Here is a 15,159-nt window from a genome sequence, read left to right on the forward strand (position 1 = left end):
CACCATTGGACCAAGACGCTCTCCGTCCCACTCATTGCCTGGAATGGGTTCAATATTCAAGACTAATCCGTTCTCCCTCGACTCTAAGACTTGGATTTTATCTCCGGTAAACTTCAAGGATTTCGATTTATATCCACTCCGAATTTCTGGATCATAGGCACTTCGAATTCGATCTTTTGGTTTTTCTTTTTTTGATAATTCTTGGTACTGGGGTTGTCCCTGTTCGGCCCCTTCGTGCTTATCCTGATCAATTGATTTAGTGTTTTCCTGTAAAATTTGATAGAGAATGGCTTGAAGTTCCAAACAACGAAGTTGTTGTTTTGATTTCTTCCATGTCCAGAATATAGGTTTTACTTTTTCATTTTCTAGCCAATGTAACAGGCTATAGGCTTCCACCACCAGGCGACTAAATAATACCAATCGTCGCTTTTCAGGTATTTGATCCGAGAGTGGCTTCATAAAGCTTTTGAGTGCACAATCCTTTTGAAGATAGGTATACAGCTTTGGATATGTACGTTCGATGTGATGAATAATTTGAAGGATTCCTTGTTGGATTAAGCGATACGACCCTACTTTGGCAATGTTAGCATACGTATGAAAGGAATCAATAAGCCAACGATCATCTTCTTTCCCCCACAGCCCTTTGTCTAAAGCTTGGGAAAGAATGTGGTGGTGACACGCATCAAATAGGGCAGAACCCATGCGATCTCGATCGAGCCCTAAGGTACTATGGTCGAAACCGTTAAAAGCAACGGGCACTCCCAAAAAACGTTTTATATGTAGATGATAAAGAATGGCCACTTCCATTTCACGATCAGAGTAATTGTGATAGCGTTGAGCAAAATGAATCTTTAATTTAAGAGAAGGAGCATAAGGACGTTGTCCTTTAGAGGAATACAAGGATGCACAGAGTTCATCTGCAAAGGAAAAGTCAATCACTTGTTCTACTCGGCTCCAGAAAGGATGGGAAGGGACTGAAGAGAAAACTTCATAATCTGCGAAAGACAACTGACCAAATGTTTTATATTGAATATGAGCCATCACGATCACTCCATATATAAGATTTGTCTTAATTTTACCTTAGATATGGAGGAAAGTGATGAGTTAATGAAAAAAGTATGTGAAATAGGAGATTATTATGAGTTAATCGACAGTCTCTATTCTCCAAGTAATTAAATAACCTATCCAGTTCTTTGCACCTAAAATCCATCTTATTCATTTGATAACCTCCATCTGAATGTATGATTTGCGACGACGAATAGTTCATATCAAAATTTTTTAAGGAGGTCCCCTAATATAAGTGGTATACGGTTATATAAAGCTAAAAATATGAAACATTTGATTTCAATCTCCCTTTTTAAATACTCAAAATAATTATAACAGAAAAGAACGGTACTTGCGTTTTCGTAAACGCAAGTACCGTCCCTCTGTTCACCTCTTTTTGCACCCTCTGTCGAGTAGCCAGTTTCCAATTGGGGTTTTGGAGGTTGGCTTTGGGAGAGTGATGTAGTGGAAGTTCCCACCTTCCAGCTACGGTTGTAAATATAAGTCTGATTTATTTATAGGAGAAAATCCTTTGATAGATGATCCATCAAACATAATCTTCCCCTCCTTAATGTCTTTTAGTTGTTCTGCTGTAACTGTTACACTCTTAATCATGCCTTCAATATCAACAAACTGTAGGTGTATCAACTCTACGCTTTTAGCCTTTATGACTTCTTCATCTGTCACCATTTTACTTGTGGATTTCACAGGACTTTGGGTTGCAGTTATCATTTTTTTCCATTTCCCCTTCCCACATATAAGTTACCTCCATGTTACTGCAGTCGAAAGCACCTGTGGGAAATCATGTGAGAAAATCTGCTACAGAAAATGAAGGGACGGTTCTTGCGTTTACAATTGTCTGACAATTGTAAACGTAAGAACCGTCCCCTTGTTCACTGGCCCATGCCCACACACGTCACTTTCAAGCAAAGTTCCGTCCTTTTCCTGAATCCGTTATTTCGATTAGCTCCTCTGGATATGGATTAAAAATCGTCTGCGAAGCAAGATACGCATTGTTAAAACGGATCACCCACGACTGCAAAACACCCATAGGACTACTTAACGGAACTGTATGATGGCGGTACTGCTCGATCAATCCTATGAAATACTTTTTTTCACCATCGCTCAAATATGAGGAGAAATACCCCATCACATGATAAAGGACGTTAATATATGCCGTAAACGCAGTTGGTTCAGCCAATATATCGTAAAGCTTCTCCCCATACAGAGCAAAAAGCTCTTTGCTTCCTCGCCTCTCATGATTAGCAACAATTCGGCCCAATTCCTTTAGCTTTAATTGATCATATGCCATGAACAAATATTTATTTTTTGTATGGAACATTAATAGATCATTGTAGTTGTGTTGCTCTTTAAGATGTCGAAACCGTGCTATTGTAAATAGTTTGGTCAAGAAATGCTCTCTGATGGAAAAATTCTTTAACCGACCTTCGTCTTCAACAGCAAGATGGGAAAACCTTTCTTTGACTTTATCTCCAAATATGCCACCTTGTTTTCTCACTGTATGAGGTTTATCTACACCTGCCATTAGTTTTGCATCATTAATGGCACAGCTCGGAGACCGATTTTTTAAGATAAAGCCGTCTACATTTTGTAATCCAGCCAGAAATACGTCAGAAAAGGCTGCCATTTTATCCGTTAGATCAGCTCCTGTTTCAGGTTGAATAAGCTTGAACCCCCTCCCTTCCTTAACTAGCCTAATCGGTTTTCGTGGCGTTCCGAGACCTATTTCCACCTCAGGACAAACAGGAATAAAAGTGACTAACTGGGCAAGCTTCTCAATAAATTTATCAGCAATCACATCTCCATTGAAGCGACAAGCATCGAATCCTAAACATTTACTAACAACGACAACAGGTTTTTCCCATTCATTCATGACAGCACCTCTTCTGTAGCTTTTACCTTTGCCAATATTAAAACAATTGAACGTTTATATTATTGCGTTTAACTTCATTTTTTATCAAAAACCTGCACGTCGTCTCCCTGCTGTTGCAGGAAACAAGCTCGCGCTGCTTCTCCTCCTTAACTCCCGATTGCCCTCATGATAATGCCCTTCCTTTCGATGTTTTGCCATAATCAAATTGGACGTGATCCTTGCTGATTCAAATATAGTAGGTAATCCGCTGCCTGGATGTGTCCCTCCACCTACTAGAAATAGACCGTTTATTTCCTTCCACTGATTATGTGGCCTTAAATACATCATTTGTTTTAAGTTATGGGCTAGATTGAAAGTAGCACCTTTATAAATGGATTTATTCGCTTCCCAGTCATGAGGCGTTACCACTTTTTCCACTTCAACGGATTTCCGTAAATCAGTGACTCCAGTTTTCTTCTCTAACTGCGACCAAACTAAATCGCGAAAACTATCTTTTTCCTTCTCCCAATCAATCTCACTACCATTATTAGGAACTGGTGCAAGGATATAAAGGGGACTTTTCCCTTGTGGTGCCAATGTGGGGTCCGAAACAGCGCATTCTGAACATAAATAGAAGGGTCATCTGACAGTGTCTTCGTTTCGGTAATCTCCGCCACATTTCTTTTATAGTTTCAGCAAACAAAATCGTATGGTGACCCATCGGCACTTCCTTGTCTACCCCTGCATAAATCATAAAGGTAGAACAAGAGTAATCTTTTTCCTCCAGTTTCACATTCGTATATTTTTTCCTATGCTTCTCGCCCACAAGTCTAGAGATACCATAAGCAAAGTCTGCATTCATAACCACTTCGTCTGCCATCACCTTATCGCCACTTTCCAACTCCACTCCACGAACCTCTTTCCCTTCAAGGATTAACTTACTAATAACCCCCGTATTAAGATGAATTTCTCCACCGTTATCAATGACTGCTTTCCCTAACGCTTCTGTAAGCTTATTCAAGCCACCTATTGGGTGAAAAATTCCATACTCATATTCCATAAAGGATAGAATGCTAAAAGCACCTGGACATTTCCAAGGAGACATCCCTAAATACTTTGATTGAAACGTAAAGGACAGGAGAAGTCGATCGTCGTGAAAGTAGTTAGACAAGACATCGTACAAGGTTTTTCCTATATCTAAAACAAAGGGACGGTTCTCGCGTTTACAATTATCAGACAATTGTAAACGCGAGAACCGTCCCCATGTTCACTGGCCGATGTTCACTGTCTTAAATCAAGTTCTTTATTTAAGCGATCGTTCTCTATTTTAAGCTTTCCATTTTCCACCTTCAGTTCCCTAATCACCGCTTCTAACTGATCTATTTCCTTTAATAGTGTCGCAGCTCCTTGTTCACTCTCACCACTCTCATTTTCATTGCTGCATGCTCCTAAAAAGACTAGAGCAAAGATTATAATTATTATAATAATTCCTCGTTTCATTTTTAACCTCCAACGATACTTTTCCTATTTAACTATTGATATATAAGCAACTTTACTGAAAAAGGGACTCTCCCCAATTATAGTTTCGGAGAGAGTCTATTAATTAATTTAGAAAAAAATCTATTGACTTAAAGAAGCTTAGTCTATACTTATAAACTTATGAAATGACAACACGTCGTCTTGTTGCATAAATTACTATACCTACAGCTAATAAGAATATACCTATTAATAAAATATTGTAGTTATATGTTGCTGTATCTGGTAGCTTTTCTTCTGTGTTTTTAGAACTTTTATCCTCAGAAACCTTAGTCCCTTCAACCTCTTTTTGTTGCTCTGGTTCTTGAACTGAATCTTCTTCTCCCGGCTCTTGACCTGGATCTTCTTCTCCTGGTTCTTGACCCGGATCTTCTTCTCCTGGTTCTTGACCCGGATCTTCTTCTCCCGGTTCTTGACCTGGATCTTCTTCTCGCGGTTCTTGACCTGGATCTTCTTCTCGCGGTTCTTGACCTGGATCTTCTTCTCGCGGTTCTTGACCTGGATCTTCTTCTCGCGGTTCTTGACCTGGATCTTCTTCTCGCGGTTCTTGACCTGGATCTTCTTCTCGCGGTTCTTGACCTGGATCTTCTTCTCGCGGTTCTTGACCTGGATCTTCTTCTCGCGGTTCTTGACCTGGATCTTCTTCTCGCGGTTCTTGACCTGGATCTTCTTCTCGCGGTTCTTGACCTGGATCTTCTTCTCGCGGTTCTTGACCTGGATCTTCTTCTCGCGGTTCTTGACCTGGATCTTCTTCTCGCGGTTCTTGACCTGGATCTTCTTCTCGCGGTTCTTGACCTGGATCTTCTTCTCGCGGTTCTTGACCTGGATCTTCTTCTCGCGGTTCTTGACCTGGATCTTCTTCTCGCGGTTCTTGACCTGGATCTTCTTCTCGCGGTTCTTGACCTGGATCTTCTTCTCGCGGTTCTTGACCTGGATCTTCTTCTCGCGGTTCTTGACCTGGATCTTCTTCTCGCGGTTCTTGACCTGGATCTTCTTCTCGCGGTTCTTGACCTGGATCTTCTTCTCGCGGTTCTTGACCTGGATCTTCTTCTCGCGGTTCTTGACCTGGATCTTCTTCTCGCGGTTCTTGACCTGGATCTTCTTCTCGCGGTTCTTGACCTGGATCTTCTTCTCGCGGTTCTTGACCTGGATCTTCTTCTCGCGGTTCTTGACCTGGATCTTCTTCTCGCGGTTCTTGACCTGGATCTTCTTCTCGCGGTTCTTGACCTGGATCTTCTTCTCGCGGTTCTTGACCTGGATCTTCTTCTCCCGGTTCTTGACCTGGATCTTCTTCTCCCGGTTCTTGACCTGGATCTTCTTCTCCTTCTCCTGGCTCTGGTTCTTCATCTCCTGGTAATGGAGCTTCAAAATGAGACTGGAATAGCAATGTAACTTCATCGTTCAAGCTTTTTCCGTCATAATCTCTTAATGTTTCTTCAATAACAAATGTATAATCTACATCCGATTCTAGAGTTATACTCGGTTTCCAAATCACATACTGCGAAAGACTTACAGTTGTGTCTGGTTCGTAATACCCTGGTTCACCACGGACTTGACGGTAACCTTCGTATCCTTCAAATATGAAGCTGCCATCCACGACTTCTCCTGATTCATTTTGCACATACATACCTTTATTCATATAACTCTCGTTCATTAAACGATCAAATTCTACAATAATATATTCATAATTTTCTTCCGTATTTAGTTTATGCTTCACACCTACCACCTCTGGATTGGAGGTTCGAACTAAAGGAATATTTAACTCAGTTTCTTCAGGTGGTGTTACGACAATTCTACTTACGTATTCACCGTAGCCCTCTTTATTAAAGATAACACGCCATGAACCTTGTGTTACATCCCAACCATAACGACCATCTACGTCCGTAATCTGAGGATTCACTTGTCCAAAGAATTCGGCATTCCAAGGAATCCAGCGTCCATCAACATCTTCTTCAACAATTGCCTGTACACCTGATAAGCGATTGTCCATACTACCTTCAAATACATATCCTGAAGGATCGATAAGGACGATTACTTCCATTAAAGGTAATTTAATTTCACGTTCCCCTATAAAATAGCTCATTTCAAACATCTGCTCACCGTATGAGCTCCAGCCTGGAGGGAACTGACCTACAAAACGATTGCCATACTTTTCTAAATCATATGTTTCACCGATAAAGTGCATTTCAACTTTATCCACTTCATCACCAAAGGTTACTTCTACATCAATCGGTGTAAATTCTACAATGGCAAATGTAGCAACACCTGTATTTGGATTTAAGGTTACAGCGTCATTCCAGCCTGCATGGATTTCCACGTTATCAATAGAAGGAATAGTAGGCTCATAGCTTACATTTACTACTTTAGAAGAATGAGTGACAGCTTCCCCTCCTTCACTATCTATAACTCTGGCTCTCAATGAATGTTCACTTTCAATCCCCTCACGTACAGGTAATTCAACATCCATATACCACCAGCGCGATTGGCCTAAAGTTGTTGTACCAATGAGTGTCGTTCCATCAAATACTTCTATTGTCGCCCCTGGTTTTGCACGTCCATATAACTTCAAGTCTTTACTTGCAGTCACTTCAGGTGCATTTAAGGTAACTGATAAAACATTTGTAGTAGCAGATAAAGTAACAGTTTCATCTTTAGATACTAAGCGGGATAGTACTGTAAATGATGCTAAGTCTGATACATTACTGTCTAATCTTGCTTGGAATCGTATCACACCAGTTTCGTCTGGATCAAGGTCACCTAACTGAATTTTTCCATTAACAAAGACTGCATCTCTTCCATTTAATGTTAATGATTCCTCTACAACTGCTAGTTCTTCTGGTAAAACTAGTTCAGCGTAAGCATCATCTAATGTACCCGAACCGTTATTTTTATAGTCCAAACGATAGTTAACACTGTTCCCTGGTGTTACTACTTGTATATTAGAAGACAGCCTTGTCCCATCTCCACTAAAGCTTCCAGTCTGATGTACAAGTGTATACGTGTAATTTGAATCATGTACAGTAACATCTTCAATCTCAATATTCGGGTAGTTAAAGCTCTCTGTTGTTAAACGATACGTTTCATCTCGAATCGCAGAGAAGCGGAAATTACCGTTATTATCTGTACGTGTTCCGTAGCTGCTCCAACGTTGCCCTTCCTCATACAAGTATACAAACACGTTTGATGCACCGTTACCGTATTCGTCCAACAGGCGCCCTTCAATAAACTTCTCCTGAATTAGTTCGATTGGCTCTTCAATCACTGTCAAACCATTTTGGTTTAAGTCATCTCTTGAAACTGAATAATACTGTGTTTCATAACCCTGTAAATACACTTCAATCGAATAATCTTTATCATTCGATAGACCATCAACGATAAATTCTCCACCATTCCCAGTCGTTGTGTACGCCCAAAAGCTATGATCATTACTAGTGACATAAACATTCGCATTAATGACAGCATTCCTTAATTCATTCAAAACAGTTCCTTGAACAGATAACCCCGCTTTTAGCGATATCTTGAACGTCCCATCTTTTTCAAGGAATACACTATTGCTTGAGAAGGATTCATATCCATCCGCTCGAACATTGACTGTATATTGCCCTTCAATCCAATCGTCTAATTCGATTACGCCGTCTTTATACTCTTCATCAAAACGTTCATATCGACCATACTCATTTTTGGTATCATTAGCGATTGCTCGATTAAAGATATTCACATACGATAAGGATTCTATTGGATTCCCATTCTTATCCTCAACAGTAATTTTTGTTGCACCCACACGATACTCTTCCATTTCAACTTCAAGTTCAAAGAGGTTGGTATCTTTTCCAACAGTAACATTAAAGAAAGAATCTTCATATCTTCCTTCTCCAAAAACAATTATTTCGTATTCACCAACAGGAAGATTGATTTCTGTCGAAGAATTGTTCCATGTTCTGTATTGACCTTGGTTATTGATATATCCGTATTGGAAAATGTCCCAATTGCGGGATTTTTCATCTATTCCTTCAATCAATACTTCTAGTGGACGATTAATAATTTGTCCATCACTACCTGTAAATTGGAATGTTACCTGTTCGTAGTCTTCTTGCGGTCGCAATGTTCGAATATAGGTAAAGTAAAAATCACTTCGCCTCTCCTCTTCTTCAAAAACTACTTCTACAACTACTTCATACCAACTGTTAGAAGCTAAGTCATCAAGTTTATACTCAGTAGCATCATTAGACAGTTCTGCAACGAGCTCATAATCTGAATAGACATTAATATTTTTTACAAGGTCTAAATTCCCATCAGTCTCCCAACGAATAAGTGCATGACTATCACTTATGTCATGTTGAAGGTAGTAAAGAGAAACTCTCTCTTCTACAAAAACATCGTAATATATATCAATGTCAGTGCCTTGGTTATGCAAGTTTCTAAGAATTGCAAGAGTCGATTCATCCTCGTAATCTAAATTAGTTCCATGTAAATATAGATCCGACAGCTGATCATACTCAGCAATTGCATCGATACTAGTTATTGGATTGTGTGATAACCATAAAACTTCTACATTTGGTAGTTCACTTAATATATCTATATTAGATATATAGTTACTATCGAGATCTAAATAGTTTAAGTTTATTAAATTTTTTAATGCACTAATATCTTGAATATTATTTCCATAAAGGTTCAAATCATTTAAATTTGTCAAATCTTTGATTGGAGATAGTTCCGTTATATTATTCCAACCAGCAAATAACGAGCGCAAATTAATCGCGTGCTCTAGGCCATTTAAGTTTTCAATTTCATATCCAGTTAGGTGCAAATACTCAACTTTTTGCAAATCACCAACCATAAGTGGGCGTTCCTTTATCCACAGATACTCCTTTATTGCTGCTTCTAAATTAGCATCTGGGAAATCAATAGATACCGCTGCCCCTTCTTCATATGTCCAAACGTCGGCATGTCCATAATATAGTGTTTTTGAACGAGAATCATAAGCCTCTACGTATACATCATAATATGTTCCTGGATTTAAGTCTGAGAAAGTATAACTAGTGTCCGTCGTCGTATCTAGCAATTCACCATTTAAGCGAATTTCAAATGGAAGTTCACTAGGAACTATATTATCCCAGATTAGAGTGAACGATGTTTCGTTAATGTCCGTATTATAAACATCAAAATACGCATATTCATCAACAAAGCGTTCTATAAAAACTTCGACTCCATTCTGCTTTAATTCCTCTAAAACTCTGGCGACTTGCGCATCTCCTCTTGTATCAAGTCCTGGTTCCCCCAAACTGACATAATAGAGATTACTTAGTGATAGTAGGACTTCGATTTCAGTGATTTCGTTGTTATACAAATATAAATAACTAATGCTAGGATGGTTTTCAATGAGCATAAGATCTTCATTTGTCAATCCACTATTACTAATTTCTAAATCATAAAGGGAGGTTAAATCTTCTAGAAAACTCCAATCATCAATATTTGCATTACCAATGTATAGTCCTTCTAGATTCTTAAATAATCTTAAATCATGTAAGGAATGAGGTTGTCTATCCTCAGAAATATTCAACCACCAGACACGCTCAAGATCACTCTCATATAGTTCGCGATGAGTGATGTTTACTCTATCTTTTATATAATCATTAAAGTTATCATTATTAAAATCTACTACATCACCTGTTGGTTCAGGCCTTGTTCTAAACCAGTCATAAGTTTCCGCTACTATTGAGTTTGTTTCAACATCTATTAATTGAATTTCTACCTCATATTCTGTGTTCGGAGTCAATCCTGTAAAATAATAGTAATCGTCATCTACGTTAGTAGGGTTAATTATTTCTCCATTAAAAACAAAGGAAAGACCATTAAATGAAGTTGATTCATCAATGTAAACCTCTAATTCTACAGTACTTTCAGACGCATTAAATAAGTATGCGTAAACTAAGTCAGTCGTATAAATGGTTCTAATATATCCATCGACTAAATTACCTTGGTTATCCTTAAATAGTACAGACACAAAATAAGCTGTATTTGGTGTTAAATTTTCAATTTGATATCTTTCACTATTATAAGGAACCTCTTTAACTTTTCCATCAAAATGAATTTCAACTATTTCTACATCAAATAAGTCAGAGTAGCTCCAATCAATGTTTACTCTTGTCGCTTCTTTATATATGTCTACATCACTATCAGAGTACATAGATATTTGGATTTCTACTCCATTGTTTCTTAATTCATTAATAACATTTAATGAGTTCTCCAAATCTGTAAATCTAATCCATTCAAAGCGAACACTTTCTAATAAAGGTAACTCAAGTAATACAGAAATGTCATCAAATGTATTGGAGGATAGATTTAATGTCTCCAACTGTTTTAAAACACTTAGTGGTGATAAATCTGTAAAATTGTTACCTGCAAGTTCAAGGTGCATTAAATTTGGAAGCCACTTCAAATCTTCTAAACTTTGAATATCAGCATAATTACCATATAGAAAAGTAAGGTCTTCAACATCACCATCATACAAATCACGGTCAATATTTATCTCCTGTCGAATAGCTTCTTCTATATTTATATCAACGAAGTCTATTTTTTCTCCAACAGGTTCAGTAGCAGTTCGAACCTCATATTTAACTGAAAATTCCTGTTCTAAAAATCTATCGGTGTATCTCAGTTCAATGTCATAATAATTCTCTGGTTCAAGTTCATAAATGATGTATTCACCATTACTTGTTCCTACATATTTTTCATTTAAATACACATCAAACTCTGGGTAGTAATATTCACTATCGTTCATTGTTATAATAATCGATTCCTCAGTTACTCTGAAATCAGGATAAATTCGATCAAACAATATTACCGATGTACCATTTACAACAAATTGTTTTAATACATCGATTGTCTCTTCTGAAAAATGGTCTAAGTTTATATCTTGGTATCGAAAATCAAGGTATTCCAAATTCAGTTGAAGTATTGGTTCGATACTAGATAATCCATTATTTCTAAGAGTAAGTCGTACTAAATTATCAAGATTTTCAATACCTTCAATAGTTGATATTTGTGAATGGTTTATTTGAAGTACTGATAAGCTTGTCATTTTAAAAATATTTTCAACATCAACAACATCAGATCTCCATATGTTTAGATAATTAATAGATGTTCCTTCAAGTCCTGCAAAGGATACTGGGACATTGTTTTCTTCAACATTAAGATATATTAAATCCCCTAACTCTGATAATACTGATAAGTCAGAAATATTTGATTCATATATAAAAATCTCATAGACATTTAAAGCATATTCAATTCCTTCTAAGCTTTCCACATCACCATATATATCTAACCATTCTAATTTAGCTAAACCCTCTTTAGTTATAGGGTCATCTTCTGATAACCTTAAATGATTACGTAAGATATTTTCTAATTGCCTATCAGGAATTGTGATTTCCTCATCGGTGGTAGTATCATGTGCCACATTTAAAGTTTCTACATTTTTTATGTGTGGATTTAGCGCATCATCCTCAACGCTTTCATTATTGACATCTGAAGGGTAAGTCCTAACAATTATGTTTTTCTCTCTAAGTTCGTCGAGAAGATGTATACTTTCCAAATCATTTATATTTGATTCTGAAATATACACAGCAGATAAAGATGGTAGTTCCAATATTATGGTAAGATCCAAAATTGGATTATCTGCTACATTAAGCAGTTTTAGGTTTTTTTGCGTAGTCAAAGGGGTTAGTTTAGTAATAAGGTTGCTAGACAATTCTATCTCTTCTAGGTCAAGACCTCGCAATGGGTTTATATCAGTAATATAATTATTATTCATATAAATATTTTTTAAATTTACTGCGTGTTCCAGACCAGCAAGACTTTTAATATTCTTACCAGAAATATCAAGAGTTTCTAACCCAGATAGATCCTCTTCTGTAATTATAGAATCATAAGTAATCGCTAACTTTTCTTTAATAACATTCTCTAAGTTACTATCAGCGAAGTTCACTTTATTTGTTTCGAGTTCACTATCGTTTTTCACTTCAATAGTTTCTGTTGCCAATAATGATTCTCCATAAAATAAATTAAAGGTATTAATGCTGTTCACTTGATCAGGCTCCACTCTGTATGTGAAATGAGTGACCCCTTCTAGGTCTGAGTTAGAATCTACAATTACATTTTCAAGGCCACTTACCTGCCCACCATTATTGGTTAATGTAAAAATGTTAGGGTTTATTTCATCCCCGCCCCAACTCCAATTAACTTCAACTGTGTTTTCATGTGAGGCAACTGTGAAGTCAATTAGATGATTGGAAGCATCAAATTCTGCTCTCTTTTCATCAGTACCACTCTCCGCTGTTACTGTTGCAGGTATTAGTGGGATAAAAAATTGAAAAACTAGTAAAAAAATCATAAATTGCGCAAACCATTTTTTCCTGTTCAAATCAAAACCCTCCTTTAGTTTTAGTTCTTTTTACACACTCATTTTTTATTATATACATATCTTTACAGTAAAGGTAAGATTTTAATGAAAAAATAGTTGAATTATGTAGAAAATACCTATTTTTAGGAAAGAAAACAAAGGGACGGTTCTCGCGTTTACAATTGTCTGACAATTGCAAACGCGAGAACCGTCCCCATGTTCACTGGCCCATGTTCACTCACTCAAATTCATACACCGATTGTTCTTCTTCATTCGGAAATACAATAACAGCCTTTTCCGGGTTATAAAGCTCTTCCCATTCGTCATTATCATTGAAATATATCTCGATAGCAAAATCAGTAGACTCATAGTATCCGTATGTTTCCTGAATCAAATCATCAATAAACGCCCCCTCCTGCTCCTCACCAATAAGTCCAGCTCCTTCCACAAACAAGGTTACGGTTTTGGCCAACGTACTTTTTTCCTCAGAATGGCCCAATCGTGAACCTTGACCATAAATACCATCATTACTCGTGCCATTGTGTATCCCCTGGGCCTGAATAAATGTAAAGCTATCATCAGGATAACCTCGGAGCGATTCTCCATACTTGTCTCTAAGGCGTGTCACAAGATGACCTGCTAGATCAGTAACAAGCCCCCGAGCCAGACCGTCCAAATACTGAACCTGCCCCCCTTCATGATAGTACCCTATGGCATGCTCAGTTAAATAACGCCCTTCCTCAACCGTTGTGAATAGCACCGTTACTGGCGTGTCAGGCAACTCCCCTCGAATGGCCTCCACTACTTGCTCCAGAAACTCCTCCTCATTATTATTACTATGGATAAGAAAGGAGGCTTGCAAGAGCTCGCCCTCGTAGAACTTGCCAGCTGGAAAAATAAAGTCGAGTTCCTCGAAAAACTGGTTTTTCAACTGCACCACTTGTTCAACTGTAAATGCATCCTCCACCTTGATAGCATCATAGGGATAAGTAGGACTCGGCAAACGGGTTCTGACGAAACTATCACTTACTGGTAGCAACGGCTCAAATCCCGTCTCAAAATTAGAACCAATGCGATGTGCATCAATCCCATCAATCAAAAAATTGTTCACATGAATGAAATCCAAATAATTATAATCATCGTCATGGGAAACATCACCCATTCCCTCATCATCAAAACTTGAGTCCTGCCCCTCTTCCTCAAGATAAGGAACTTCCCCAATCATATTCCGTATCAACTCTTCCTTGTTTTCATCAGTAGCCTGCTCCTCCACAGCTTCATCTGTTCCATCTCCAATTCCAGCCTCCATGTCGCCTGCATCTCCAGTATCATCACCCTCTCCTACTAAAGGAGATGATCCTCCCTGCTCTGGACCCGTAGACTGACCTTGTTCAAGAACGGTTTGTATGGAAGGTAGCACTAACAGTAAAATGATAGCTGCTGCAAGGGTGATTGGCACGATCGGCGTTAGGCGCCCCCACCTCTTGTTGGCAAGAACATCTTTGTCCGAACCCCAGCCTCTCCTGTCACTCCTGTCTTTGATATTCGCCATAACCTTCTTTTTATCTACATCGTCGTAAGGATTGTTGGAAAAAATCGTGGAATCTAGTGACCTCTGTAAATCCTTTTTAAAGTGAGTCATACGAAATCCCCCTTTTTTCTAATAAAACTTTCAATTTTTTACGCCCACGCTGCAAGCGACTTTTTATCGTGGAAACATTTAGATTCAATACTTCACTCATTTCCACCATGGATAATTCCTCATAATAATAGAGAATAATCGCTTCACTGTATTTTGTCGGTAACTCCAAAACAGCCTCTGCCATCTCCTTGTTTCTTGAACCTTTCACAAATGTAGCTTCAGGCGTATCTTCCTTTGAAGGTGGACTGAACTTCTCCATCATTCCCGTGATGAACACTCGCTTTACATATGTTTTCCGCAAATAATCTTTGCATTGATTCATCGTTATTCGATAAATCCATGTTTTAATGGAAGCTTTCCCCTCAAACGAATCTATTTGGCGAAAAACTTTGATCATTACTTCTTGAACAATGTCCTCTGCCGTACTCCAGTCCTTCACATAAGTAAAAGCTAGATTCATCAGGGGTTTATAATACGCATCTATGAGTTCTTCAAGCACATGATCAGCGCCCTTGTCTTCAAATTTGAAATCTCCATCTCTATCCACTTTGTCCATCAGCAATTATAGTGCCCCCTTCCAAAAATTGATCACTGTTTTCCTGACTGTTTGCTGCTAACTACATTTTAGACGAAACACTTCCAAAAATGGATGCAAAACGAAGGGAC

The 15,159-nt window shown here is 38.1% G+C and carries 8 protein-coding genes and 1 pseudogene; all 9 read right to left on the reverse strand.

The features are described 5' to 3' along the window. A partial coding sequence (locus BW724_RS19055) for a transposase (protein ID WP_205160375.1) occupies positions 1–1,041 on the reverse strand: 1,041 nt, incomplete at its 3' end. A gap of 492 nt (positions 1,042–1,533) precedes the next feature. Next, positions 1,534–1,776 (reverse strand): annotated as a pseudogene (locus tag BW724_RS19060) (glutamine synthetase); the annotation flags it as partial. Positions 1,777–1,966: 190 nt separating this feature from the next. Beyond that, the gene (locus BW724_RS19065; protein ID WP_088076714.1) at positions 1,967–2,938 is read right to left on the reverse strand and encodes a YbgA family protein; all 972 of its coding nucleotides are present in this window, start codon (positions 2,936–2,938) and stop codon (positions 1,967–1,969) included. An 84-nt stretch (positions 2,939–3,022) separates the two neighbouring features. Next, positions 3,023–3,514 (reverse strand): phytoene desaturase family protein, encoded by a 492-nt coding sequence (locus tag BW724_RS24470; protein WP_088076715.1) that lies wholly within the window; start codon positions 3,512–3,514, stop codon positions 3,023–3,025. Next, positions 3,465–4,100 (reverse strand): phytoene desaturase family protein, encoded by a 636-nt coding sequence (locus BW724_RS24475; protein ID WP_176371474.1) that lies wholly within the window; start codon positions 4,098–4,100, stop codon positions 3,465–3,467. The genes BW724_RS24470 and BW724_RS24475 overlap by 50 nt, the downstream gene beginning before the upstream one ends. A 98-nt stretch (positions 4,101–4,198) precedes the next feature. Next, complete coding sequence (locus BW724_RS19080; protein ID WP_088076717.1) at positions 4,199–4,417, reverse strand: hypothetical protein; 219 nt, start codon at positions 4,415–4,417, stop codon at positions 4,199–4,201. A 157-nt stretch (positions 4,418–4,574) separates the two neighbouring features. After that, positions 4,575–12,872 (reverse strand): leucine-rich repeat domain-containing protein, encoded by an 8,298-nt coding sequence (locus tag BW724_RS19085; RefSeq protein ID WP_088076718.1) that lies wholly within the window; start codon positions 12,870–12,872, stop codon positions 4,575–4,577. Between the two features lie 217 nt (positions 12,873–13,089). Beyond that, a complete protein-coding gene (locus BW724_RS19090) occupies positions 13,090–14,493 on the reverse strand; it encodes a hypothetical protein (protein WP_088076719.1) in 1,404 nt (467 codons plus the stop codon). After that, positions 14,480–15,049 carry a sigma-70 family RNA polymerase sigma factor gene (locus BW724_RS19095; protein ID WP_235849095.1) on the reverse strand — a complete coding sequence of 190 codons (570 nt, stop codon included), beginning with the start codon at positions 15,047–15,049 and terminating at the stop codon, positions 14,480–14,482. The genes BW724_RS19090 and BW724_RS19095 overlap by 14 nt, the downstream gene beginning before the upstream one ends. Between the last annotated feature and the right edge of the window lie 110 nt (positions 15,050–15,159).

Origin of the sequence: Litchfieldia alkalitelluris, assembly GCF_002153425.1 — a bacterium.
Lineage (GTDB): Bacteria > Bacillota > Bacilli > Bacillales > Salisediminibacteriaceae > Evansella > Evansella alkalicola.

What these genes read in the sequence shown, in the direction of transcription:
- BW724_RS19090 (WP_088076719.1), bottom strand. Translation starts at nt 14,493, where the DNA reads ATGACTCACTTTAAAAAGGATTTACAGAGGTCACTAGATTCCACGATT.
- BW724_RS19065 (WP_088076714.1), bottom strand. Translation starts at nt 2,938, where the DNA reads ATGAATGAATGGGAAAAACCTGTTGTCGTTGTTAGTAAATGTTTAGGA.
- BW724_RS19095 (WP_235849095.1), bottom strand. Translation starts at nt 15,049, where the DNA reads ATGGACAAAGTGGATAGAGATGGAGATTTCAAATTTGAAGACAAGGGC.
- BW724_RS19080 (WP_088076717.1), bottom strand. Translation starts at nt 4,417, where the DNA reads ATGAAACGAGGAATTATTATAATAATTATAATCTTTGCTCTAGTCTTT.